23 protein-coding genes and 1 pseudogene are annotated in these 25,588 nt (G+C 40.9%); 12 read left to right on the top strand and 12 right to left on the bottom strand.

The window, feature by feature from the left end; all coding sequences use genetic code 11:
• Nucleotides 1-28: 28 nt before the first annotated feature.
• A complete protein-coding gene (locus tag G3T18_RS20130; protein WP_224412379.1) occupies nt 29-1,081 on the bottom strand; it encodes a glycosyltransferase family 4 protein in 1,053 nt (350 codons plus the stop codon).
• A 356-nt stretch (nt 1,082-1,437) separates the two neighbouring features.
• The gene (gene glyA, locus G3T18_RS20125; protein ID WP_224412377.1) at nt 1,438-2,721 is read right to left on the bottom strand and encodes a serine hydroxymethyltransferase; all 1,284 of its coding nucleotides are present in this window, start codon (nt 2,719-2,721) and stop codon (nt 1,438-1,440) included.
• 233 nt (nt 2,722-2,954) lie between these two features.
• Here glyA and G3T18_RS20120 point away from each other — a divergent pair, with 233 nt between their 5' ends.
• Together G3T18_RS20120 and G3T18_RS20115 are read left to right on the top strand one after the other, a co-directional pair.
• Complete coding sequence (locus G3T18_RS20120; protein ID WP_224412376.1) at nt 2,955-3,170, top strand: hypothetical protein; 216 nt, start codon at nt 2,955-2,957, stop codon at nt 3,168-3,170.
• Between the two features lie 191 nt (nt 3,171-3,361).
• Complete coding sequence (locus G3T18_RS20115) at nt 3,362-3,841, top strand: Tic20 family protein (protein WP_224412378.1); 480 nt, start codon at nt 3,362-3,364, stop codon at nt 3,839-3,841.
• A 53-nt stretch (nt 3,842-3,894) separates the two neighbouring features.
• Here the strand turns inward: G3T18_RS20115 and G3T18_RS20110 are convergent, their stop codons facing one another.
• Nucleotides 3,895-4,680 (bottom strand): fumarylacetoacetate hydrolase family protein, encoded by a 786-nt coding sequence (locus G3T18_RS20110; RefSeq protein WP_224412375.1) that lies wholly within the window; start codon nt 4,678-4,680, stop codon nt 3,895-3,897.
• Nucleotides 4,681-4,887: 207 nt separating this feature from the next.
• On the opposite strand from G3T18_RS20110, the pseudogene rpsF reads away from it, so the two are divergent.
• The 3 genes and pseudogenes from rpsF to G3T18_RS20095 form a co-directional block, all read left to right on the top strand.
• A pseudogene (gene rpsF, locus G3T18_RS25955) lies at nt 4,888-5,163 on the top strand (30S ribosomal protein S6); the annotation flags it as partial.
• A 500-nt stretch (nt 5,164-5,663) separates the two neighbouring features.
• Nucleotides 5,664-6,686 (top strand): WG repeat-containing protein, encoded by a 1,023-nt coding sequence (locus tag G3T18_RS20100; RefSeq protein ID WP_224412374.1) that lies wholly within the window; start codon nt 5,664-5,666, stop codon nt 6,684-6,686.
• 84 nt (nt 6,687-6,770) lie between these two features.
• Nucleotides 6,771-8,306, top strand: a complete 1,536-nt coding sequence (locus tag G3T18_RS20095) for a DNA phosphorothioation system restriction enzyme (RefSeq protein WP_224412373.1) — start codon at nt 6,771-6,773, stop codon at nt 8,304-8,306.
• A 31-nt stretch (nt 8,307-8,337) separates the two neighbouring features.
• On the opposite strand, the gene G3T18_RS20090 is transcribed toward G3T18_RS20095, so the two are convergent.
• The 3 genes from G3T18_RS20090 to G3T18_RS20080 form a co-directional block, all read right to left on the bottom strand.
• Nucleotides 8,338-9,639 carry a hypothetical protein gene (locus tag G3T18_RS20090; protein WP_224412372.1) on the bottom strand — a complete coding sequence of 434 codons (1,302 nt, stop codon included), beginning with the start codon at nt 9,637-9,639 and terminating at the stop codon, nt 8,338-8,340.
• Nucleotides 9,640-9,835: 196 nt separating this feature from the next.
• Nucleotides 9,836-11,755 (bottom strand): Hsp70 family protein, encoded by a 1,920-nt coding sequence (locus tag G3T18_RS20085; RefSeq protein WP_224412371.1) that lies wholly within the window; start codon nt 11,753-11,755, stop codon nt 9,836-9,838.
• A gap of 97 nt (nt 11,756-11,852) precedes the next feature.
• A complete protein-coding gene (locus G3T18_RS20080; protein WP_224412370.1) occupies nt 11,853-12,719 on the bottom strand; it encodes a hypothetical protein in 867 nt (288 codons plus the stop codon).
• 265 nt (nt 12,720-12,984) lie between these two features.
• On the opposite strand from G3T18_RS20080, the gene G3T18_RS20075 reads away from it, so the two are divergent.
• The gene (locus G3T18_RS20075) at nt 12,985-13,404 is read left to right on the top strand and encodes a DUF6335 family protein (protein ID WP_224412369.1); all 420 of its coding nucleotides are present in this window, start codon (nt 12,985-12,987) and stop codon (nt 13,402-13,404) included.
• On the opposite strand, the gene G3T18_RS20070 is transcribed toward G3T18_RS20075, so the two are convergent.
• The 3 genes from G3T18_RS20070 to G3T18_RS20060 all read right to left on the bottom strand — a co-directional run bounded on the left by G3T18_RS20070 (nt 13,405) and on the right by G3T18_RS20060 (nt 16,907).
• Nucleotides 13,405-14,913: a hypothetical protein gene (locus G3T18_RS20070; RefSeq protein ID WP_224412368.1), complete on the bottom strand. Its 1,509-nt coding sequence runs from the start codon at nt 14,911-14,913 to the stop codon at nt 13,405-13,407.
• Nucleotides 14,914-15,077: 164 nt separating this feature from the next.
• On the bottom strand, nt 15,078-15,866 hold the full coding sequence (locus tag G3T18_RS20065; protein WP_224412367.1) for a TIGR03943 family putative permease subunit: 789 nt from the start codon (nt 15,864-15,866) through the stop codon (nt 15,078-15,080).
• Between the two features lie 9 nt (nt 15,867-15,875).
• The gene (locus G3T18_RS20060; RefSeq protein ID WP_224412366.1) at nt 15,876-16,907 is read right to left on the bottom strand and encodes a permease; all 1,032 of its coding nucleotides are present in this window, start codon (nt 16,905-16,907) and stop codon (nt 15,876-15,878) included.
• A gap of 182 nt (nt 16,908-17,089) precedes the next feature.
• Here G3T18_RS20060 and G3T18_RS20055 point away from each other — a divergent pair, with 182 nt between their 5' ends.
• From G3T18_RS20055 to G3T18_RS20045, 3 genes are all read left to right on the top strand, one after another.
• Nucleotides 17,090-18,166: a GGDEF domain-containing protein gene (locus G3T18_RS20055; RefSeq protein ID WP_224412365.1), complete on the top strand. Its 1,077-nt coding sequence runs from the start codon at nt 17,090-17,092 to the stop codon at nt 18,164-18,166.
• A 223-nt stretch (nt 18,167-18,389) separates the two neighbouring features.
• Nucleotides 18,390-19,721 (top strand): sensor histidine kinase, encoded by a 1,332-nt coding sequence (locus G3T18_RS20050; RefSeq protein WP_224412364.1) that lies wholly within the window; start codon nt 18,390-18,392, stop codon nt 19,719-19,721.
• A 53-nt stretch (nt 19,722-19,774) separates the two neighbouring features.
• The gene (locus G3T18_RS20045; protein WP_224412363.1) at nt 19,775-20,398 is read left to right on the top strand and encodes a hypothetical protein; all 624 of its coding nucleotides are present in this window, start codon (nt 19,775-19,777) and stop codon (nt 20,396-20,398) included.
• Between the two features lie 67 nt (nt 20,399-20,465).
• Here the strand turns inward: G3T18_RS20045 and G3T18_RS20040 are convergent, their stop codons facing one another.
• The 3 genes from G3T18_RS20040 to remA all read right to left on the bottom strand — a co-directional run bounded on the left by G3T18_RS20040 (nt 20,466) and on the right by remA (nt 22,333).
• A complete protein-coding gene (locus G3T18_RS20040) occupies nt 20,466-21,188 on the bottom strand; it encodes a hypothetical protein (RefSeq protein WP_224412362.1) in 723 nt (240 codons plus the stop codon).
• A gap of 295 nt (nt 21,189-21,483) precedes the next feature.
• Nucleotides 21,484-22,050: a guanylate kinase gene (gene gmk, locus G3T18_RS20035; protein ID WP_224412361.1), complete on the bottom strand. Its 567-nt coding sequence runs from the start codon at nt 22,048-22,050 to the stop codon at nt 21,484-21,486.
• Nucleotides 22,051-22,066: 16 nt separating this feature from the next.
• Nucleotides 22,067-22,333 carry an extracellular matrix/biofilm regulator RemA gene (remA, locus tag G3T18_RS20030; RefSeq protein WP_224412360.1) on the bottom strand — a complete coding sequence of 89 codons (267 nt, stop codon included), beginning with the start codon at nt 22,331-22,333 and terminating at the stop codon, nt 22,067-22,069.
• Between the two features lie 381 nt (nt 22,334-22,714).
• Here remA and G3T18_RS20025 point away from each other — a divergent pair, with 381 nt between their 5' ends.
• From G3T18_RS20025 to G3T18_RS20015, 3 genes are all read left to right on the top strand, one after another.
• A complete protein-coding gene (locus G3T18_RS20025; protein WP_224412359.1) occupies nt 22,715-24,448 on the top strand; it encodes an Rqc2 family fibronectin-binding protein in 1,734 nt (577 codons plus the stop codon).
• A 200-nt stretch (nt 24,449-24,648) separates the two neighbouring features.
• A complete protein-coding gene (locus tag G3T18_RS20020) occupies nt 24,649-25,299 on the top strand; it encodes a hypothetical protein (protein WP_224412358.1) in 651 nt (216 codons plus the stop codon).
• Nucleotides 25,300-25,366: 67 nt separating this feature from the next.
• The coding region (locus G3T18_RS20015; protein ID WP_224412357.1) for a hypothetical protein at nt 25,367-25,588 on the top strand (222 nt) is incomplete at its 3' end.

Below are 25,588 nucleotides of genomic sequence, written 5' to 3'. Positions count from 1 at the left end.
CCACAGACTACCAACTACCACCGAAAAACTAATTTCTAATCCGAGCGATCCGCCAGACTTGCCAACCGACATAAAACAGTAACATTGTCGCGCCGAGTGCATAAGCTCCACCACTGGGAAAATTAGAAAAAGCCAAGGCTAAACTACCAACCCAAAGAGTGAGAGCATAAATAAACAAAACCGCTAAACGTTGAGAAATTCCTGCTTTCAACAAACGGTGGTGTAAGTGGCGCTTATCAGCCGAAAAAGGAGATTTACCATTACTGAGGCGAGAAACAATCACTGCTGACATATCTAAAATTGGTACTGCCAAGATTAAATAAGGAAGCAATACAGCCGTAACTGCGGTAGTTTTCACTAAACCAATTGCGCCGACACCAGCAAGAGTAAAGCCCAGAAAATAAGCGCCACCATCCCCCATAAAAATTTCTGCGGGATTAAAGTTATAGCGCAAAAAGCCCAATGCACCGCCAGCGATCGCTGCGGCAATCATCGCGGCAGCAGGTTGCTGCATAAACAAAGTAACAATCAGCATTACTACCGCCGCAATACCGGAAACACCAGCAGCCAAGCCATCCAAACCATCAATCCAGTTGATCGCATTAACCATACCCACCAACCAAAATACGGTGACAGGAAGACTCAACCAACTCAGATGAACTAAGCCATCAAAAGGAACCGAAAGAAACTCAATTCTGACCTCTCCCAGCCACCAAGCGAGGGAAGCAACACCCGTTTGCATAATCAAGCGGGAAGTAGGAGTGAGATTGAATAAATCGTCAGCAAGTCCAATCAGGAAAAAGGCGATCCCTCCGAGGGTAACGCCCCAAACTTCCAATTCTTTTTCTGGGGAAACAGTTTCAAAGCCTCCTAGCCACCAAACGATCGCTAGGGCTGTCAAAGTGCCAGCGAAAATCGAGACACCTCCCAAACGAACCATTGGGCGTTTGTGGACTTTGCGATCGCCAGGTCGATCTACGCGTCCACTTTTTAATCCTAGGGTTTTTACTACTGGCGTACTCCATAAGACAACGGTCATGGAGACGAGGAATGCAATTATATGGTACAACTGGGCAGGCATCACCAATTGTCGGTCTAGAAAGAACGGTTGACTCAAAAGAGACTACACCACTTTAGTCTAAAGCAGTCTCAAGCGATCGCTATTAAACGTGCTTTTTTCCTATTGGGTGTTAGTTTTTTGCTACAAGCAGAATTGCTCGCTTTACGATAATTGGGGATTGGGGATTGGGGACTGGGGACTAGGGTAGGGACTGGTGACTGGGGACTGGGGACTGGTGACTGGGTATTGGGTAACTGGTTTCTAAGTAATATAACTTCCCTCTCCTCCTTGTCTCCCTTGTCTTTCCCCTCTTCCTTGTCTTCCCTCTCTCCCAATTCCCCAATACCCAGTTCCCAATCCCCAATCCCTAATCCCTTCTACGCGATCGCTGGAACGGGAATTTGCAAATGAGGATAGAGTGGGAATTTCTCGCATAAAGCTGCAACCCGACGGCGACAGTCGTTGGCTACAGTTTGGTCTTCTGGGTTTAAGAGGCGATCGGCAATGATTTGGGCAATTTCGTCAAATTCGCTCGTTCCCATGCCTCGAGTGGTCATTGCAGGGGAACCTAGACGCAATCCGCTAGTCACAAAGGGCGATTCGGGATCGAAGGGTACGGTATTTTTATTCGCAGTAATATTAACTTCGCTCACTAATTTATCGGCAAGCTTTCCTGTCATTTTGATGCTACGCAAGTCTAGCAGCAACAGATGATTGTCTGTACCGTCAGAAACAATCTTTAAACCCCGTTTTTGTAAGCCCGTCGCCAAAGCTTGAGCATTTTCGATTACTGCCGCCGAATAAGCTTTAAATTCGGGTTTGAGTGCTTCGCCAAAAGCTACTGCTTTCGCGGCAATAACGTGTTCTAAGGGACCACCTTGAGTACCGGGGAAAACAGCTTTATTTAATTTTTTACCTAATTCGGGGTCGCGAGTGAGAATTAAACCACCACGAGGTCCGCGCAAAGTTTTGTGAGTAGTAGTTGTTACCACATCGCACTCAGGTACTGGGTTAGGATGAAGTCCTGTAGCGACTAAACCAGCAATGTGAGCGATATCGGCTAGTAAATAAGCACCAACTTCATCAGCGATCGCGCGAAATTTCTCAAATTCAATAATCCGTGGATAAGCCGAATAACCACAAATAATTAGTTTCGGGCGTTCTTGGCGTGCTAGATCGCGAATTTGGTCAAAGTCGAGGCGTTCAGTTTCTTTCTTAACGCCATACTGAACAACTTTAAACCACTTACCGGAAACATTCACAGGCGAACCATGAGTGAGGTGTCCGCCGTGGGATAAATCCATTCCCATAATTGTGTCTCCTGGCTCTAACAGCGCCAAGAAGACCGCGAAATTCGCTTGCGCCCCTGAATGAGGCTGAACATTAGCCATCGCTGCCCCAAACAAATTTTTAGCGCGGGCGATCGCCATTTCTTCTACGCGATCGATAAATTCACAGCCGCCATAGTAGCGCTTACCTGGCAAACCTTCAGCATACTTATTAGTTAATACCGAACCTTGTGCTGCTAACACTGCTGCGGAAGTAAAATTTTCGCTAGCAATTAATTCTAGATGATCCCGTTGGCGTTGTAATTCGCGAGCGATCGTTGCTGCTACTTCTGGATCTGTTTGAGATAGAAAATCTAAATTAGTTTGAGCCATATTAATTATCGTTTGCGAGTTTAGTGATTTGAGAAGCATCAATAGCAACTAGAAGACTCAGCCGAAATACTTCCCCAAATCAACTATCTTAACAGGGATTGGGGACTGAGGAGTGGTAAATACTGCTACTCGCTCGCGGGATACAAGTTACACTATGTACCAGATTTTACTCAGAACCGAAATCTCCAACTAGAATGAATTTAACTACATAAGATATCTACCGGAGGGGTAATATGTTAGTCATACTCGCAGACGAACAAATTCTTTCCCCACAGCAAGTTTGTCAAGGTTGCTTAATGGCATCCCAAAGCGGTTTACCTCGATGGCATCAAGGTAAACTAGGTTGTGGGCGTGCTTTGCGCCTAGCAGGATGCGAGATCGATACTAGATCCAAGCAACCAGATTTGTATGAGTGTCAGATGGGTTTTCGCTTGGCGGATATTGAGTAAAACAGACGCAAGGTTTATGTTAGCGCCATAGCTAAATCAAATAAATCAAAAATTTGGGCAACTTTGATTCTAGAGCAGTGAAAAGAAAAGTCGCGATTGCGCTATCGTGGAATGGAGCGATTGGCGCTTTCTTCGCCAGCGCCCTTAGCGATCGCCAAACTGCTTGCTCATGTCCTCAAGGAGAAAAAACAATGACTTGGCGTGGTTCAACAGATATTAAAGACCGCATTTTCGGAGCGCTTGTTTACTTAATTCCTTTATTTTATGTTTTTCCTTTTGGTGTCTATCTCATCCGAGAGTTTCCCATCCTGGAAATTATCCAAATACCACTTCTACCTTTAGCGTTTATTTACTCTATTTTAGGTCCGTTTGCAGGACTAATCATTTTCTTTGTCTTGTTCTTAGCAGTAGTGAGAAACGAACGAATCAGTCATTTTATTCGTTTCAATACAATGCAAGCGATTTTAATAGATATTCTTTTGTTTTTGATTGGTTTGGTACTGAGTGTGATTGGTAGAGGGCTACAAGGAACTTTACTGGTTGAAACTCTGTATAATGTAATCTTTTTAGGAACCTTAGCTGCTTGCGGTTACTCGATAGTTCAGTCACTGCGGGGACATTACGCAGAAATTCCCCAACTATCAGAGGCAGTTTATTCTCAAGTGCGCTAAAAAGAAAAAATGTGAGGAGCAATAAAGAAAAGTAGAGTTTCGCACCAAAGGATCTAAGTGATAAGTGGAGGCGATACCAGTTGATTTTCTAAGCTACCAATGCCTTCGATTTCCACACGCACGCGATCGCCAATTCGCATCTCTCCAACTCCGGCTGGGGTTCCCGTTAAAATGATATCTCCTGGGAGTAAAGTCATAATACCCGAAATATAGGAGACAATAAATTCTGGGGAAAATGCCATTTCCGAGATTGATGCTGACTGTCTGGGTAAGGGTTCATCATTGATAAAAGTCTGTAGCCTCGCTCCAGCACTTAATTCCCGGACAATCCACGGACCGAGAGGACAAAAACTGTCAAAGCCTTTCGCTCTCGTCCATTGGGAATCTTTTCTTTGTAAATCGCGGGCAGTAACATCGTTGGCAATAGTATAACCCCAAATGGTACTGCGAGCTTGTTCGCTAGTAAAATTATGAGCGCGATCGCCAATGATTAAGGCTAACTCTCCCTCATAATCAACTCTTTCTGACTGCGAGGGATAGTAAATCTCTTTCCCATCGCTAGTAATCGCTGTCGGCGGTTTCAGAAACAAAATTGGTTCGGTGGGTACATCACCTCCCATTTCCGCCGCATGGTTGGCATAATTTTTCCCAACAGCGATAATTTTAGAAGGAGCGCAGGGAGCCAAAATTAGATAATCGTCAGGTTCTAACTCCAAATCGGTAGGTTGTCCCCCTAACCAAGGTGGAGCATCGAGAACTTGCACGCTACGGCTAAGTTGCAATAAGCCGTAGTACACTTGTCCAAGGTTGGTTTTAATACGGACGTAACGTTGCGCCATAGCAGGTTATGTTCAATTTGAGCTTGCAAAAAAAAATAGGGTTTGAATTGTTTGTCAGTGCCAAGCTACCCTAGTGACTAGCATTAAGGTACACAGTGGTAGTAAGATTTTAAATCCTTGCTTCTTTTTGATGTTGATAGCTAGCAAACAGTCTTTGACCTCTAGCCACGCAGAAAGAAGCCATATCGTCCATAAGGAGAATAACTCGTGAATAGTTACGAAACAATGTACATCGTGCGTCCTAATCTTTCTGAAGACCAGCAGCAACAGATAGTTGGTAAATATCGCGATCTTATTACAGAACGGGGCGCACGGGAGATCGATATTAAAGTTCTTGGTAAACGCCGTTTGGCTTACGAAATTGGTAAACACCAAGATGGTATTTACGTCCAAATGAATTATCTCGCTGAGGGCGCTACTATTGCCCCCCTCGAACGAGATATGCGCCTCAGCGATGATGTAATTCGTTACTTAACTCTCAAATTGAGAGAAGGTAAACCTAGCGATATCATCCCAGAACCAGAACCACAACCCCAGCCAGCACCAGCACCAGCACCAGCACCAGCACCAGCACCAGCACCAGCTAGTGAGTCGAAAACTGAACCGGAAACCACTACTACTGAAGCTGAGTCGGAATCTGAACCGGAAACCACTACTACTGAAGCTGAGTCGGAATCTGAACCGGAAACCACTACTACTGAAGTTGAATCGGAATCTGAACCGGAAACCACTACTACTGAAGCTGAGTCGGAATCTGAACCGGAAACCACTACTACTGAAGCTGAGTCGGAATCTGAACCGGAAGCAACTGCAACTCAGGAAGAAGAGTAAAGTCTTCGTAGTCAGTGCTTTATTTTGACTAGGTTTCAGTAACTGGTATAACTAAACCCCAAAGAGTTAGCAAAACTTTTTGGGGTTTATTGTCTGAACGCTATTGCTAGATATAGTCTAGAAATAACTTATTTTCTGGGACTATCTCTCTCATGAACCAATCAAGACAATTCTTTTTCTCTCTAGCTATTTTTGCTGGAATTACTACTATTCATCAACTAGCTTTTGCTCAAGCTACAAGCACAATAATAGCCCAAAGTCAAGCAGAAATTAAGCTATTTTTAATTTGGGAAAACGATCGAGCTGGTTATATTGATGCCGCCGGAAAGGTAATTATTCCGCCTCAATTTGAGCGGGCGAGAAACTTTTCTAATGGGCTAGCGCGGGTAAAAGTTAACGATAAGTTTGGCTATATCAATACTCAAGGAAAAATGGTTATTGCGCCCCAATATAGTAACGCCGAAGATTTTTCTGAAGGATTGGCGATGGTGAGAATAAATAGCAAAGTAGGTTATATCGATCCTGCTGGTAAAGTGGTTATTTCTCCTCGTTTTGATTTTGGTTGGAATTTCTCTAATGGTAGGGCGAGAGTTAGTAATAATGGCAAGTATGGTTTTATTGATAAAACAGGTCAACTTGTTGTCCCGACAAGATACAATCAGGCAATGGATTTTTCTGAGGGGTTAGCAGCAGTTAGCATAGGAAATAAAGTAGGTTATATTAATACTTCCGGACAAGTAGTTATTCCCAGTCAGTTTGACTCTGGTTTTGGCTTTTCTAATGGGTTAGCTTGGGTAGCCCAAGGAGAAAAGTTTGGCGGAATTAATCAAGCTGGACAAATGGTAATTCCTTCTCAGTTTGAGTTAGCGGGAGATTTTTTTACCGGTTTAGCAAGAGTAAAAGTTGGTAATAAGTTCGGTTTTATCGATCCGTCGGGAAAGATGGTGATTTCGCCTCAATTTGATTTAGCTGAGGATTTTCATGAGGAACTGGCGATGGTTTTGGTGGATAATAAAGTTGGTTATATTGATACAACTGGAAAGATGGTGATTTCGCCTCAATTTGATTGGGGTTGGGATTTTGAGAATGGCTTGGCAAGAGTGAAAATTGGTACTAAATTTGGTTATATTAATAAAAACGGTGAGTTTGTTTGGGAACCAAGAGATCTTTCCTAAATGCCAATTATTTCTTGCTAAGAGATATTGATAATTCAGATTGGAGTTACACTCTAATTATGGTTGCATTACTAAGATTTGCAGATGGGGACATATTTTGTTGAAGCTGAGAATGAAGACGATTTTTTGGCTATTCCTTGGGAAAGGTTAGTCTATGAGTACGATCGCGGAATTTCTAGTTACCGAGTTGGAGAGTTGCATAGTGGTTATTTGTCGTCTTCTCTTTTTCTGGGTTGTCCCCAATTTCCAGCCAATCTAGAATTGAGAACATATCAGCGTCAAGCTGTCAAGAGTTGGTTGGCAAATCGGGGACGAGGTACGCTGAAAATGGCGACGGGTAGCGGTAAGACGATCGCGGCATTGGCGATCGCTACTGAACTCTATAATAAAATTAATTTACAGGTTCTTTTAATAATTTGTCCTTATCGCCATTTAGTAACACAATGGGCGCGGGAATGTGAGAGGTTTAATTTAGAACCTATTTTAGCTTTTGAAAGTGTTTATAACTGGCAAAGTCAGCTTTCTCAAGCATTATATCATATTCATGCAGGTCAGCAAAAATTTCTCACGGTAATTACGACGAATTCGAGTTTAATTAATGAAGGTTTTCAATCACAATTAAAGTTTTTCCCCCCGAAAACTTTGATAATTGGCGACGAAGCACATAATTTGGGTGCGCCGCGTTTAGAAGAAAGTTTGCCTCGCAATATTGGCTTACGTCTCGCCCTTTCTGCAACTCCGGAAAGGTATTATGACGACGAAGGTACAGATTGTTTATTGAGTTATTTTGGTAACGTTTTACAGCCCGAATTTACCTTAGCAGATGCGATTAAAGTCGGGGCATTAGTTCGTTATTTCTATTATCCAGTTTTAGTTAACTTGACAGAAGCCGAAAGTTATGCTTATGCGAAATTAACCAAAAGAATTGGTTGGGCGCTAGCAGAGAATCCAGATTTAGTAACTAATTATACATTAACCTCATTATTGATGCAGCGATCGCGTCTCATCGGTGCAGCCAGTAACAAATTACTCGCCTTACGAGAATTGATGAAAAAGCGCCTTCATACCACCCATACTTTATTTTATTGTGGCGATGGTTCTGTCGATTCTACCTCTAATTCTAACTCAAAAACCGAGAAACATAAAGACAATCAGGACAACCGCCAATTAACAGCAGTCGCCCGTATTTTAGGCGCAGAATTAGGCTATCGAATTAATACTTATACCGCCGAAACTCCCCTTCACCAAAGAGAAGCCATGCGACAACAATTTGAAAGAGGAGAATTGCAAGGTTTAGTAGCAATTCGCTGCTTAGATGAAGGTGTCGATATTCCCGCAATTCAAAACGCAGTAATTTTAGCAAGTACAGGCAATCCTCGGCAATTTATTCAACGTCGCGGTCGAATTTTACGCCCCCATCCAGGGAAACAAAGAGCAACCTTATTTGATATGATTGTCATGCCCCCAAAATTAGACCGAGATACCTGGGAAATTGAACGTAATTTGTTGCGTAAAGAAATCAAGCGTTTCGTTCAATTTGCCGATTTAGCCGACAACGCCGGCGAAGCCAGAAAAAAGTTATTATCGCTTCAAGACAGTTATGACTTATTAGATTTCTAAAAAGGCTATAATTAAATAAATTAGCACAACATTAGCTCAACGAATTTTGGAAATTAGGAAACTTTTGGTAGTTATAATTTTTACCAAAAACTTCATCACATCTTAATTTAACTACTTTATGGTCTTCTTTAGCAGAACGTCTTTCATAAACCTGCTTGTTTAATTCTATTCTTTCTAAGAGAACAAGTAAATTTTCTTTGTTATATTTACTAATCAAAGGTTCCAGGGCTTGCTTAAAACGTTTATCAGCATCATCGTAAGTTAGACTCTTACAATAGTAATAACTTGCTAAATTATTGACCCGTAATTCCCATTCAAGGGTGTCAGAAATTAAAATTATTTCTCTAAAAGTGTCTTTTTCCAAATTAAGATTATCACTACTTTCTATCCATTCAAGTAAATCTTTATAATGAGTGTCGAGATTGGGCTTTATAAACCAGCCTAAACAACGAGACTTAGTTTGAGATTTAATACAATTTTCTATTATGATCTTAGCATCTTTTGTAAATAATTCGTATAATTTTGACCACTGAGAAAGAAAGCAAACTAAAAATTGGACTGGCTTACCATTTAGGGCAATACTACTATAGTAATCTTTTTCTGAGTTTACCCAACTGACAACCGTGCTTTTATTGCGACTAGATATTAGTTTTAAAGCACGATAATTTATCTCACGGTTTTGATTACATTCTTCATTTGTTAATTTAAAGACCAACTTCCAAAGACTTCTAAATATTTTCGATTCGACCTCTGTAGACATCCTAGAAAAATACTTACTCTCAAGATAAGTATTTAGCTTTTGATCATCAATTAGCAATGGTTCAGCCTCAGATATATCGTTGATAAATTCATCAAATATTTTTTTTGTATAAATTGGTGGCTTAATAAGTACAGCATCTAAAGTATTACGAATTAAAGCTCTAACAGTATCTTTATTAGGTCTGTACAACTCTTTCTTTCCATTAATTATCGGATGAGCGGATAAATGCCTTTGTTTCTGTAAGTGAACTAAATTTTCGTATTCAGATATATCTAAAAATTTAATTTTATCCTTAACCAGCTTGATGAGTTCAAGTTCCCACTGTGATGAATTAGTATTTCTTTCTTGGAACTTAGATAATTCTTCTAAAATTCTCCTAGCTTCTTCATCGTTACACATATCAATTAGATATTCAAGTTTAAATAACAAGTCACAGACTACAACTGACCAAAGCATTACTACTGCTGAACGATAATTTCCAGCTTGGTAGGAACTGAACACTTCATCGAAATATTCTCTCGTTTTTGAGTTAAATATGTTTTTGCTTCTTGTTTCGATTGAGTATTCATCCATAAAAAATAAAGCTCCTAAATTCAGTCAGTTCAGCAAAAAAAGATAAGTTAATTAAACTGTACGTGCAAAACTACTTGCTAGCTATTCAATAGCCTCCCTTTAAAATAAAATAATTAGCAGGTATTTTAATTGTCTTGATTTTGCACCGCCATATTAGCTTTTTATAGCTTCCAAATTCTCTTCTGATAGCTAGTTTTTATTGTATCAATATTACAGCTTCTTCTGCTTTTGCATTCAAAGCTTTCTTCAATTCTTGCCCAACTTTGGCAATTAGTTCGTCGAAAACTTCTTGATTTTCGGTCAATTGTTGTCGGAAAACATTCTCTAATTCCGGTTTAGCTTGGTCGCAAATTGAGTCAATTTTATTATCGCCTAAAATAACTCGACGACTCCAACTAGGAACATCTAATTTTTCTTTGATTGCTGCTTGGGTTTTACTGCGAGTTATTTCCACTCCCGCAGCTAGTACAGAAACGCCATAAACTAAGACGATGGGCCAAGTGAAATGTCCGGTTAAAATAAGAGTAATTAAGCTGCCAACTGTGCCACTACCAATGACAATATTAACGATTAAAGCGACAGTATCGGCAAGAATTGTATCTCCGAGAGATAACTCTGGATTAACTACAGCCGGGTTGATACCTTCTTCAAAGCGCAAGCTACTTCTAGGAATTTGATATTTCCGACAAATGGGGTCAGTTTCTTGAGCTAATTCTGGTTGAATTTTACTGTTAAACCAAGCGATTGATTGATTTCTGATAACTTGGCGAACTTTGTCGCTAACAATTAATTCTTCGGCTTGCTCTTTCATTTTTGTTTCGAGGTTTGCTAAGGTGCGAATTTTGTTGTTGCGCCAGTCTTTTAAACTTGGTTTGATGGCGTTTTCGATTAATGTTTCTGAGAGAGGTTGAGCTAATAGTTGAATTAACTCGGGAATATGTCGAGAAATTAGTTCTTTTAGCTTTTGAGAATCTAGTTTTTTGTTGACTTCTTTTTTGAATTCAGTTGCACGTAAATCCCAACGTCCGACTCGGGCTAAACCTAGAGCGATACAGCGTTCTGGTTCGGGATCTGGACGCACTTGAGTATTGGGTTCGGGAAACATTTCTTGGCAAATTTGACGGGTAAATTGCATTCGAGATGCACCGCCTGTCATAAGGACAACTTTGGGGATAATTCCTCGATCTTTGAGGGTTTCTTTGGCTTCACTTACTGATTCTTGGAATGCTTCGAGCCAACTTTTGTTTTCTAGTTCAGGTAAAGGTTGGTTTAAAAGCTCTTTCATGACTGTTTGATTTACTTGAGGAACAAAGTAAATTTGTTCGTTAATTGACTCGAAACCACGGGCAAAGTTTTGTCCGGTGTATAATTTTTCGTTCGAGAAATAATCTTCTTTGGCTTTGCGGGCTGCAATTTCACAACGTGCTAAATGATGGGGATATTGCTGGAATACTTTTGTGAGTAATTCGCAATCTTCATGGTTAGCAAGAGTGTGGTTAAAAATAGCTTTATCGATTAAAGATGCACCGAGGTGATTGCTACCAAAATCCAGAGGAATTTCGTGTAAACTTTTGACTAAGGTAAAGTCGGTGGTTGAAGAACCAATATCGATAATTAATACTGCCGATTTGAGGGAGTCGTAACCTAGTTTACCTGCTTCTCTGGCGTGCATAAAAGCCGCTCTAGATTCGGGTACGACGTTTAATAAAGGAATACCTGTTTCTTTGAGGAGAGTTTGATAATTTTGGCGATCGCTGAGGGACCATCCGGAAGGACACCCGACGAAAAAGTGGCTATTCTCCCCCCCTTCAATTTGTTTACTTTTTTTCAGCAAATTGTAGTAGGTTTCGAGAAAATTCTGAATAGTTTTGCGGTAATGTAAATCGGCGTTAGGTTTTTGTTTGAAAGCAATTTCTATTTGGGTAACGCCAACTTGAATTAAGGCTTGTTCTCCGACTAAATAACCGAGATCCGGATGCCAACCAAGGGCGGTAATTTGCACTTTTTTATTGTTAACTTCCAGCATTTCTGGAGGTTCGATACTTTCCACTCTCGCTTTGGCAATAGCAGTTTCTCCGTGTCCCAGATCGAAGCCAATTATTTCGACAATTTCCATGATATTTTTAATTGATATAAGTTTTAATTAAAAGTAATTTGGCTGGAAATTTACTTCCTGAAAATTACTCATCTAAACTTTAAGTTTGCTAATGAATTTATTCTTTCGCTTGAGAATAAGCTGGTTCAATAACTCTACCCCGACGCAACAAGCGATCGCCTTTTAACAAAGCGGGGGCGATCGTGATGTAATCTTGAGTAGTAGGGTCAATACTTGGCTCAAAATCAAAGAAAAGGCGATCGCTATTTTGTTGATACATTTGCACGCTAATTCCTTGTTCGATTAAGACTTGGGGAATGAGTTTTGTTAGTTGTAGCGCCATTTGCGGTTTTTCTAGCAATGATGCACCAACTAATCTTTGCAGTAAATTCAATAATTCTGGCAACTGTTCGATACCATTAGAGTCGAGATGTTGCTGAGTGTTTTCTACTCTCGTTACCGCTAAATCGATTGTCTGCAACGCATCTGCCAAGTTATCCAATACCAGTTGACTATCAATTTGCACCGGAGACGGCTCTAGAAGCTTCGTAGAGGCATCGTTTTGGTTATTTCGGTCGAATTGGAACAAAACTTCAAGTCCGACCAGCAGAGACACCAGCAAGACTCCCATCCAAGCGGCAGCAGCAGTCCGACTCAGTAATGAATCCAAAATTCCTAAACAAATTAGTCCTTGGACTACTTTCAGGGCGATCTTTTTCGGGGAATATTGTCTCTTTTGATTGGATTCTAATTCTCGCTTTTTCTCCTTCGCTGCGGCTAAAGTTGCTACCGACTGACGTAACGCGTCGAGGAAAAAACCAGCTAGACGTACTTGGGCGATATTTAGTTCACCAATATAGTTTTTTTCCAGATTATCGAGTCGATTTTGTACTAATTGAACGACTTGTTCGGGGCTAGTTGTTTGTTCTATTTGTAATTTTAGTTCGCTGCGTTCCTGACTAAAAAGCGTCAATAATGTTTTCATAGAGGGAAAATGAGCGGCTACGATCGCGGCAAAGATGACTTACTCTCCCAGTCTACAAAAGAATGCGATCGCTGGCGATCGGGTTTACTCACCTAATTTTTTGGTAGTAGTGCAGACGCAAAAGTGAAATTAGTTAATTTTCGCTCTTTAGTGAGAGACACTGAGTAGAGCGATCGCGCTATGGTATCGGGGGAGATGCTACAAGCAATCTCATGTTTGCGAACGCAGCAATATTGAGCAAAAATTTCATACAGGAGCAAATATTATGGCAAATAAACCCAAGCAAGAAGCTTTTAAAGATATGCAAGCGGAAGATAAAATGCCTCCAGTTGAGGTTAGCACGACGGCAAGCGATCGAGATGATACTTTACCGGGCGTGACTTCTCGCAATACTGGCGGCGGTAAAACGATCGCTGAGGCGACAACCAGAATGGCTTCTGGTGGTGAGGTAACTGCTGGAGATCTCGATGCTAACCAGTATCAAGCTAAGGTTACAGGAGATGAAGCGGTGGGCGGACTTGCTTCAACTCCAGGTCAAAATGTAACTGAAGAAATGCAATCGGCGATGGGTATTTCCTCGGCGGAAAAAGAACCCGTACAAACCGCAGATAAGTTAGAAAGACGAGATGAAAATCGTTGGCAACTCGATCCTGAATCGTCTGAAGATTACGAACAACATACATAATTAAGGCAACCAACGCGGGTTCCAACCTGGTAAGGGTAATTCTTCGAGTCGGGCTGTAGCAGGATCTGGGGATTGAGGTGAGGAAAGTAATAGTAACCAAAGTTTACTCGTAGCAATCGATTCCCCGGAATTTGTTCTTAATATTCCTCCGGGTGCAGAAGGATCGGGGTTAGGAATTACTCGATCTAAAAGTATGCCTAATCCGTCTGGGGCTAAACTCATTTGCAGATCGATTTGTTGGGGTAATTTCGCAAGACGAATGAGTTGATTGGTTTGCAGATTAATTACTGCTAAATAGGGTTGTTCGATGTATAAGTTGGTTTCGGTGGTTAGATCGGTAAGCAAGCAAAATAAGTTGGTTGCACTAGGATCGAATTGACAGTCAAGAATTGAGCCGTTGGTGTCGAGGACTTTTTTTTCTGTTCCTTGATTAGTTACCAGATAAATCGATCGCTGATAGCGCAATTCAGGGTCTTGAGTGTTAAAGTTAACCATTGCTGCGGCTCTACCATCTCTGGAAAAAGCGAGAACTCTGCCATACTGAGAGAGAAAATCAATGGGTTTCGCATCCGCTTCTAAAGGCAAAATTGCTACACCTTCACCTTGGGCGATCGCTATACTCTTACTATCTGGTACAATGATGAAATCGCCTCCGGGTTGGTTGTTTAACGGTTGTGGTTCGGCATTTTCTTTGATGAACCACAAACCAAATTCAGCCGGATTATTACGATTTACTCGTCTGACAACAATTGTTTTGCCGTCTCTGGATAAATCGAATTTAAGATTTTGGTAATCTTGATTATCTAAAATTAGCTCAATTTTACCTGCTAAATCATGATTAATTTCTTTGTCTGAAGATTGATAATTAATCCCTGTGGTGACAGTATAAAGTTTTTCTTCTTGTAAGCCTTCTTGTTCGGTTGTAGGGTCCGCAGCCGCAAACAAAATCTTTTCTCGATTCGGATAAGGAATAAATTCTGTTACTACCAAATTGGGTGGAGTTAGAACACTTTTTTGTTGTTTTGTCAAGTCAAAGAGAACTAATCGACCAATTTCATCACCTTCAACACCAATATAAGCGATCGCGCGATCGCGGGTGATAAAATTTCCCGTAAATGGTTGCAAGGGTTTACCTTGATAATCTTCTTCTTGAAAGCGTTCTCTCGCACCTTCTAAACTAACTTGATATTGAGCGCCATAGGGTGCAGGATAAGTAAGAGTATAAGCCATTCTTAGTCCCGCCCAGCTAAATTTTCCGGGCAGAAAAGGATCGATTTTGAGATTATTTTCGACGCTATCTCGATCCATCGGACGGCTAAAAGTCATCAGAAAGCCAGTATCATTAGCACCGATAGTTTTACCTGACCAGCTAAAATCGCGTACGTGGGGTCCCGTAGGTTCCACCACTAAAACCAGGAAACTAATAATTACCCCCAAAGCCAACATTAGCGCGATCGCTACACGGTCAATCGGCTGTTGCCAGAATTTGTTGCTTGTTTTTTTCTTCATATATTAATTAGCAAGTATCCACATTTACCAATTGTAGAGACGTTCCATGCAACGTCTCTACATCAGAGAGATCCTCCCAATCACCAGTCCCCTCCTCCCCAATCCCCAATCCCCTCCTCCCCAATCACCAATCCCCTCCTCCCCAGTCCCCAATCACTAATCCCTTAAAATTCATAAGGATCTCTCGGAGTAGGAATTTTCTCAATCGAAGTGGGAACAATCACAACTTGACGCTTATCAGCAAGTTCTTCAGTAATAATCGAACCTTCAACTTGTAACCAAGTATCCACAGGATAATCACTTTGAGAAGTAGATAACTTCACAGGTAATCCCACTGGATAAGCATCAACCGCGCAACAAGTAATCACAAACCGAGAGATAACAAGATATTGCTCCGGAAGTGCATATGAATGAACCACGAAGCCCTTCACATTCACTTTTTGACCAAAATAATCATCCGGTTCCGGATAAGCGTTGAGAGTGCGTACCCAATCGAGAAGCGATCGCTCTTCTGGTTGAATAGAGACAGTAAAAGATTGGGGTTGCGCCCTAGTTGTCAAGAGAGAATCAGTAATTCCTCGTTGTAAAGCGGTATCGCTGGCTAAAATTTTTGGAGGAATCAATAAACCTAAAATTGCTACCACAAGTAGTAAAGTGCTACTAAATCCAGGCGGAAATAAGGTAATATGACGCACATCTTCGCCTAAATCTTGTTCGTAGCTACGTTTGCGCCGTCCTTGTAACTGTTGCCAAACGCGCAAAGAGGCGATCGCTACTAAAATGATTCCTGTAACTGAGACTAACCAAAAATAATTCGGGTGAATCAGTAATTGTAGCTGACCAGTCAGCCAATATTTTAGCAATAACACGCCCCAAGCCAAGAAAGCAAAGATATCTAGCCAGGGAAACAGAACTTTGTACTTGTATTGAATACTTTTGGATTTGGAACTCATCCGCGCAGATTAGAATAAATAGCTGTAGGACAGAGTGAAAATGAAAGTCAGTTGCGCCGCGATCGCAAACAGATAAATAATCATTCTCGGCTTAAAAATCGAAAACATCAAACCGATCGCTTTAAGATCGATCATCGGACCAAAAACGAGAAACGCTAGCAGGGAACCACTGGTAAACACTGAAGCGAAGGAAAGAGCAAAAAACGAATCAACTGTCGAACAAATCGAAACCACTGCCGCCAAGAGCATCATAGCAAGAATCGAAGTGATCGGACCTTGACCAAGACTGATAATAATTTCACGAGGGACAAAAACCTGAATCGAAGCCGCGATCGCACTACCAATAACTAACATCCCTCCTAATTCTCGCAATTCTTGTACCAGATTGTCCAAAAACAAACGCAACTTTTTCGAGTCAATTTTCTTCTTGGTAGAAGTACGATACCCACTTAGCGGCATTGCGGCCGAACTTTGCCAAGGTTGTCCCGATTGACCGAGAATATAAGTACCAGACTGCAACAAAGCTGGCACTGCTTCATTTTTTTCCCACAAAGGTTGGCGATCTTTTTGCGTCATCAGATAGCGCAAGCGATTACACAAAGCAGGTTGTAGCAACGGTTCGGGATTTTTTTGCACCGCAAAAATACAACCAATAATTGTCGCAATACTCAACGAAAAGACAATTCGTAATAAAACAATTTCTGGACGATCTCTAAATGCTACCCAAGTTGACCAAATTACAATCGGATTAATCGTTGGTGCCGCGAGTAAAAAGCCAATTGCTACCGATGTCGGAACACCCTGCATCAGCAGTCGCCTTGCCACCGGTACGTTACCACACTCGCAGACAGGAAACAAAAAGCCGACACAACTACCAATAAATGACCCTAAAATCGGATTTTTGGGCAGATTCTTAACTAACTGGCGCTCGTCGATAAATAATAGCAGCGCACTGGAAAGCAAAACCCCTAGCAGCAAAAAAGGTATTGCTTCTACTAATAAACTCAAAAAAAGCGTGAAGGCGTTGTACAGTCGATCCATGAGCGATCTAGTTCAAGAGTATTTGTGATTTTTGGTGTTACAGAAGACATTGTATCTCTAGCTGATTAAGTTAATCTTGAATTAGTTCCGCAACCAACTAGAGTTATACCCAGTTAATATATAACGATTTTGATTTCTAACTACTGGTTGATGACGGAGTGTTACTACTACTTTATCTCGTTGTGTCACCTGGAGTCTCCATTCAAACTTTTTCTTTTGATGAGAGTAATAACTATTTGCGCTTAGAGTCAACCATAAGTGAACTAAATCTTTATGATTTTCAGATCGAATCTCTCTGTCTCAGCCGAGAAGTTGCTCGCGAATTTGAGGAAAATCCCTTATTGCCCGGAGTAATTTTAACTGAAGACGGACAGTTAATCGGCATGATTTCCCGAAGACGCTTTTTGGAAAGAATGAGCCGCCCTTATGGGCTAGAATTATTTTTGAAGCGCACGCTCAAGTCTTTATATAATTTTATCAAAACTGACATATTAATTTTTTCGGGCGATACTTTAATTGTCGAAGCAGCGCAACAGGCTTTGCAGCGATCGCCAGTATTACTTTACGAACCAGTTATCGTGGAAATTGCTCCCCAAAATTATCACTTATTAGACGTACATCAGTTATTAATCGCTCAATCGAAAATTCATGAATTGGCAAGTAAGTTACTAACTAAACTTTATCAAGAACTTGAAGCTGCTAACTCAGAGTTACAACGTCTTGCTACCTTAGATGGACTCACGGAAGTCTCTAATCGACGTAGGTTTGATGAATATTTAACTCAACAATGGCAAACCCTAGCTAGAGAGCAAAAACCACTTTCTTTGATTCTCTGTGATGTCGATTGCTTTAAAAATTTTAACGATACTTACGGTCATCAAGCAGGAGATGATTGTCTCAAGAAAGTTGCTGCTACTATTGCTGCTACAGTTAACCAAATTATACCTGGAGATTTGTCTTTAGTTGCCCGTTATGGTGGTGAAGAATTTTCCGTAGTTTTACCGACAATCGACAGAGAGTGTGTTGTGAAAATAGCTGAGAATATTTGCTCCCAAGTTAAACAACTGAAAATACCTCACCGAGATTCTTGTTGTGATCCTTATGTTACCCTCAGTATTGGCGTTGCTACCTTAACTCCTAGCCGGGAAGAATCTCCCCAAACTATTATTAAAGTAGCAGATCTGGCTCTTTATCAAGCTAAAGAAACCGGACGCGATCGTGCGATCGCTTATTCACCTTCTTTGAAAATTAATAATTAAGTTTAATTACTTCAGCTTTTTTTTCTCGCTTCAGAGTTAAGTGAATTTACTCTTATAGTTAAGCTGAGGTTAAAAAAGAATTAGTATTGGATTAAATATTTTTGATTTGTAAAAATTTTAATATTCCAATTAACAAATATCAATGCGCTAGTGCTAAAGTGTAAACTAAAGCTAGCCAGAAAAACCTTATTTTTCTTCTTATTAAGATATGTTGAGTTTTGATATGTCTCAACCCAAATCACCGGAGCTATATTTAGCCAAAACTTCAAAACTAACCTTAGAATCTACTCTCCAAGAACTTTCTCTCTATGATTTTCAAATAGAATTATCTTCATTAGGGAAAGAAGTTGCTTATAGATTTAATACTAATCCTTTAATACCAGGAGTAATTCTTACTCGAAATCGCTGCTTTGTGGGCATAATTTCCAGACGACATTTTTTAGAAATTATGAGCCGCCCTTATGGGATAGAATTATTTTTTAAACGACCACTTAATTCTTTATACGATTTTACCCACACTGACGTATTAATTCTTTCGGGTAACACATTAATTGTTGAAGCAGCCAAACTCGCTTTACAACGTCATGCGGAATTAATTTACGAACCAATAGTTGTTCAATTAGAACCGCAAGTATTTAGATTAATAGACATTCATCAATTATTAATCGCTCAATCAAATATTCACGAACTAACTACTCGTTTATTAGATGAAAAGACTCAAGCGCATTTAGTACAAACTGAAAAAATGGCATCTTTAGGACGCATGATTGCCGGAATTGCTCACGAAATCAGAAATCCAGTTAACAGTATTAATGGTAACTCAGAATTTTTAGGTAATTATTGTGAAGATTTGATCGGTTTAGTTGCTGCTTACCAACGAGAATTTAGTCAAAAGCCACCAAAAATAAAAGAAATAGAGTCAGAAATAGAACTGGATTTTCTCTTAGAAGACTTACCTAAGATTTTACAAAGTATGAAGCTCGGTGCAGAAAAACTAACCCAAATAGTCGCTAGTTTCAGAAACTTTTCTCGTATGGATGACAAGAAGCGTCAAGTCTTCGATATTCATGAATCAATTGATGGAACGCTATTGATTTTAAATAATAATTTGAAAAAAGGCATTCAAGTCATTAAAAATTATGGTGAATTACCAGCTTTCTTTGGCTATTCGGGCTTGTTGAGTCAGGTGTTCATGAATATTATTGCTAATGCTATCGATGCTTTGATGGATAAGCAACTAGAAGCAGATAAAAACTGGCAACCGCAAATAATAATAACTACTAACAGTTTAGAAAATGAAGCCAAGAAATGGATAGTAATTAAAATTGCTGATAACGGACCGGGAATTCCGTTGGAAATTCAAGAAAAAATATTTGAAAACTTTTTTACAACTAAACCTTTGGGGAAAGGTACGGGATTAGGATTAGCAATTAGTAATCAAATTGTTACCGAAAAACACGGAGGTAAGTTACAATTTAATTCTCAATTAGATGTGGGGACTGCATTTGAAATAATTTTACCTGTGGATGAAGAAACTAATTTAAGCCTGCTATAGTAATACCAATCGCCGATCGCGGCAGACTTTTTAGAGATGAGTGCGAAAAGTTAATGCTGACAACGTGGGAAATGCGCTGGTTTAAGCAGGGTAAGCTTCCAAATCAGGTAAAAGACTGGTTTGAGGAAAAATGTCCTGGGGATAGGTTAGGATCGCCAGAAGAACGCACAGATTTGTATTTATCTGCTCCGGGATGCGATAATCTAGGTATTAAACTTCGTCAGGGTAATTTAGAAGTGAAATGGAGAAAGGCGGAGTTAGGCGAAAAAGATTTTGGCGAAATAGCGCAAGGAAAAGCTGAGGAATGGGTAAAATTGACTTGTGTTGATGATTCCCTGGAAAGTTTGCTAACGGCTGCGGTTAAGGAAAAAAAGACTTGGATTGCGGTGGAGAAACAGCGATCGCAGCGTCGCTACCAAAATTGTAATCTGGAAATTACCCAAGTTCACCTGCAAAAGGAATTTTGGTGGACGATCGCCTTTGAAACCCTCACCGAAATTTTATCTCTCGATGATTTTATTACCACAGTTTGTGATCTTTTGTCAAGCTATCCCGGAGAAAAATTATTAGCGGCTGATTCTTTCGGTTATGCTGCGTTGATTGGGGGATTGGGAGGAGGGGGACAAGGGGGACAAGGGAGACAAGGGAGACAAGGGAGACAAGGGAGAATAGTCTGATAAACTGCTAAGTGATAACTGTTCGCTGATAACTGGTAACTGTTCACTGAACCCAATCCCCAATCCCCTAAATACCGGGAATAACAGAAACAGCGAGATCCGTAGCGAGAGTTAAGTCTAAATCTTGCTGAGGATCGATGACCACAACATCAACCCAACGTTTTGCTATTAACCAACTCGCGATCGCACCAACCCCACTTCCACCCAGAATTTCTTCAGTAGCGATCGCCCTATCGCCAGTTAAAGCTGCGATCGCTGCGGCTGCACCACCACCGAGCAAAGCACCTTTAATAATTGTACCCGCATTAGCCCCGCGACGAATTCTTTCTGTGTTGGTAATTATTCCTGAATAAGCTTCAATTGGGCTACTTTCACCATCAATAATAATTTCTTTGGCGATAAATTGAGAACCTCTACTAGCAGGGGTTATTTCTCCGACAATTTCGCTTCCTGCGGGTAATAAAGTTGTTCCCCAAGGACTAACAACACTTTTTTCTATTTTCACAGTTAAAGCTACTGTTTCATCAGTTGCTACGACAATTTTTTCCGCATCTTTTTTATTAACAAAAATTTTCGTTCCTTTGGGAATATTAGTGTTAACTCTCGCAGTTGTCGTGAGATTTGTTTGGACTAAAATAGGTTCTGGGGGAACGGGAATTTTCGTTACCGAATTTGGAGGAAATTGAGCGCCAACAGATAGACAATTGAGTATAGGTAAAGCAATACCAGTAACTAAGCTAACAGCAATTAAGCCAGATTTTCCTTTTTTCTTATGAAGATAAACAGACAAGCCTTCACTCCTATCAAAATATTATGGATTTTTCTGGAAGCTACACCCGAAAATTGAGAAAACAACTCCTAATCCCCAATTGTAATTAAAAGTTTAATATCGTCCTGAGTGAAACAAACTATTTCCTCTCAGGATGATATTTCTAAACACAATTTGGGATCGAAGTAACTACATCATACGCTGTTATCTACTTTGACGAAGAATGTCGCTAAAAGTTGCTCTCAATTAACATAGCCACCCCAAATTAAGCTTGCTTGTTCGCTACTGAATTTATCTCAGACTTTGAAGAATTAAGCTAACTTTTGCTGTTTACTGCAAAAATAGCAGTTTCAATCTCCTCAAGGGCGACTTCAAAATTATCATTAACCACTTGTAAATCAAATTCATCAGCCACCGCAAGTTCTTCTACGGCGCGTTTTAAACGCTTTTCAATTGCTGCTGAGGAATCTTTCCCTCTACCTCGTAATCGACGCTCTAATTCTTCGACAGAGGGCGGTAGAATAAAGATTAGTAAGGCATCGAGGAAAGTTTGTTTAATTTGTCTGGCGCCAACTACTTCAATCTCTAAAATAACCAACCCACCTTGCTCAATTTGCTCGATTACAGAAGCTTTCGGAGTGCCGTAATAATTGCCAGCATATTCAGCCCACTCTAATAAATTATCAGAGTGGATGAGGGCTTCAAACTGTTCGCGAGAGAGGAAATAATAATCTTTTCCCTCAACTTCACCCGGACGGGGTGTTCGGGTAGTAGCGGAGATGGAAAGGTATAATTCTGGATGACGAGCCAAGAGCGATCGCACTAACGTGCCTTTTCCCACGCCACTCGGTCCGGTCAACACAATTAGTTTACCAGTTGTCATTGGATTTGAGCTAGACTTAGTTACTGTTAGCTGGCGAGTCTTTGCTAATCACAAAGCGATGCGCTACCGTTTCTGGCTGAATCGCCGATAAAATAACGTGCGAAGAGTCAGTAACGATCACCGCACGAGTACGACGACCGTAGGTAGCATCAATCAGTTGCCCGCGATCGCGGGCATCTGTAATGATACGCTTAATTGGGGCGGACTCTGGAGAAACAATCGCGACGACGCGATTTGCCGAGACTATATTACCAAAACCGATATTGATTAATTGAATATCCATGAGGAACGAACGTATCTCTTGATAAGGAGCGAATATACTATCTTTCTTTCAATGTTATCCAGAAAAATTTAGCTTTACCATCATAATTGCTACTGTTATGCGGTTTTTTGTCTTTTTTATCCGCTTTTTTCGATAATACTTTCGGAATTTGACTATAGTTTCACGATTTACCCTCTACCGTAGGGAAGAAATTGGGACTGGGGACTGGGGATTGGGGACTGGGGACTAGGGACTGGGGAGAGGAGGAAGACTTGAAGGACAAACTGATAACTAATGTAGAGACTAAAATGCAAAGTCTCTACAATTGGTAAATGCGGGTAAGTAGTAATTCCTAATCCCTAATCCCTAATCCCTAATCCCTAATCACCAATCCCTAAGACCATGCAACCTGTTGATTTTACAACTTTAACTGCGGCGCGTGCGGAATTGCTAGCTGAGTGGGTTCCGGCGAAAATTGAACAAGTATATCAACGCGATCGCTATAATCTCACGATTTGTTTGCGTACTCTGAAAAAACGTGGCTGGATTGATATCTGTTGGCATCCCCAAGCTGCAAGAATTTGTGTTGGAGATCCACCACCGAGAATACCGGATACTTTTGCGTTTAGCGATCGCTTACGACATCAATTGAAGGGTTTGGCTTTAATTAATCTTGATTTTCTTGCACCTTGGGAACGAGTTTTGGATCTACAATTTGCTCAACGTCCTGGCGAGATCCCGATTTGGCATCTTTATGTCGAGGTGATGGGTAAGTATAGTAATGTTATCCTCACTGATGCTCAGAATACGATTGTCACTACTGCTCGTCAGATTAGCGCTAAACAATCGAGTGTGCGTCCTATCCAAACGGGTCAACCTTACGAAGTTCCACCACCTCTAACTAATACTGCTCCTAGTTTGTCTGAGTCTTTACCTCGTTGGCAAGAGCGAGTAAGCTTGGTTCCAGGTAAGTTGGCTCGTCAGTTACTTAAAAGTTATCGTGGTTTGAGTCCGAACTTGGCGCGATCGCTGGTAAGATCGGCAAATCTCGATCCAGAACAGTCTAATCAATCTTTGTCTGAAGCAGATTGGGAAAAAATTGGCCAAAAATGGCAAGAATGGCTACAAATTCTCGAAAATGCTGATTTTACTCCCGGTTGGACTAAGGATGGTTATACGGTTCTCGGTTGGAATTTAATTGAACCCACGGAAAACGTTTCTACCCTGCTCAATACTTACTATACCAACGAATTTAATCGCCAAACCTTCGCTCAACTCCACCATCAACTTCAACAAAAAATCGCTAATTTGCTGCAAAAACAACGTCAAAAAGCGGAAAAATTTGTCTTACGCTTGCAAGAGTCTGATGAAGCTGACGAATATCGCCAACAAGCCGATTTACTGATGGCGCATTTGCAAGCTTGGGAACCGGGAATGAAGTCAATTACGCTGACAGATTTTGAGACTGGCGAACCTGTGGAAATTACTCTCAACCCGGAAAAAAACGCCGTCCAAAACGCCCAAGCACTTTATAAGCGCCACCAAAAGCTAAAACGCGCCCGTACGGCGGTGGAACCTTTGCTGCGAGAAGTTGAAGCGGAAATTAGTTATTTAGAGCAAGTCGAAGATCACCTCGCTCAATTATCAACTTACCACAGTCCGGAAGACTTACACACCCTGGAAGAAATTCGCGACGAACTTATCCAAGAAGGATATCTCGACGCACCTCAACGACGCAGTAGTCGCAGCGACGAGTCTCAACCTTATCGTTTTCAGACTCCCTCTGGCTTTGAATTGTTAATTGGGCGTAATAACCGCCAAAATGACTACTTGACATTTCGCACTGCTTCTGATTATGACTTGTGGTTTCATACTCAAGAGATCGCTGGGAGTCATGTTCTGCTACGCTTAGATCCGGGAGCTGTTGCTAGCGATCGCGATTTGCAGTTTGCGGCTGACTTGACAGCGCGTTACAGTCGCGCGCGTCAAAGCGAAATGGTTCCCGTTGTTTATACCGAACCGAAAAACGTTTATAAACCTAAAGGTGCTAAACCCGGAATGGCAATTTACAAGCACGAACGAGTGTTGTGGGGACAGCCACATCGGGCAAATATCTATCTTAATGGGGATGAGTAAATTTTTAGTTTCTAATTTTTTTTTGCCAAAGTTTGTGTGTTATGTTACAATAAATGTAAAGAAATGTTTAGAGTAGTTCGGATTGGGAACGCGCTACTCGGATTTTCTCGAAATTTGAATCGACGACAACTAAAACTGAAGTGAAAAAGACCGCAAACACTTTTGCGGTCTTTTTTTGGTGTAGAACATTTGCGAACCCAATGACAGAGACAGCATTTGACCAATTCTATGAGTTAGGATTAAGAGCGATCGCTCTAGACGCAACTGCTTTTGAACAGATTCAAACCATACCTTTAAGTAATGTCACCGCAGTGCTATTTGCTTTCATTGCTGGATTTTCTCAAGCAGTAGGTCAAGCAATCGTCCTCTTTATCAACCGCGTCAAACCAATTCGCTTTTTCCTCAGTTTACTTATTGCCGCTTTATTATACGCTTTTAGCTACATCTTTTGGGCGTTAAGTACCTGGATCGCCTCGATCGTCCTGTTTGCCAAATATCCTTCTTTCATGGTAATCGCACGTACTTTGGGACTTGCTTATGCTCCTCTGAGTTTCAGTTTTTTGGTAGCATTACCTTATTTAGGTATCCCGATCTACGTTATCCTCTCCGTATGGAGTTTTTTAGCATTTTTGACCGGATTAGACGTAGCATTAGGTTTGGGAATTTGGCAAACTTTTTGGTGTACGGCTTTAGGTTGGGCAGTATTTCAGCTATCTCAGCGTACCATTGGTCGCCCGATAACTTGGATTGGTCGTTGGCTGGAAAATACCGTCGCTGGGGTAAAATTGGTGACGGATCTTAAAGCGATCGAAGAAATTGTCGAAGCAGGATTGAAAAAAACTCACTTGTAGAGACGTTACAGGGAATGTCTCTAGATCGATTAAGATCGTCTCCCAATCTCCCAATCACCAATCCCCAATGTTATCGCAAGCGTACCAAATTTTAATTCACAGTTGGCAACTGTTACTTAATCTACTGGCGATCGCTGGTATTGCTATTTTATTTGCTGCTTTACTCTCACCTGTTGAAGCACTCGGTTGGTGGGCTGGTTGGTATGGTGACTCGGTAAAAACTAATATCGATCCTGGAACTTTAGCTAAACCCTTACCACCTCAAACCCAAGTTGCTCGTTATGTTATC

This window comes from Oscillatoria salina IIICB1 (assembly GCF_020144665.1).
GTDB lineage: Bacteria > Cyanobacteriota > Cyanobacteriia > Cyanobacteriales > SIO1D9 > IIICB1.
Note: the sequence above shows the minus strand (reverse complement) of the source record. Positions and strands in the feature narration are given on the sequence as shown.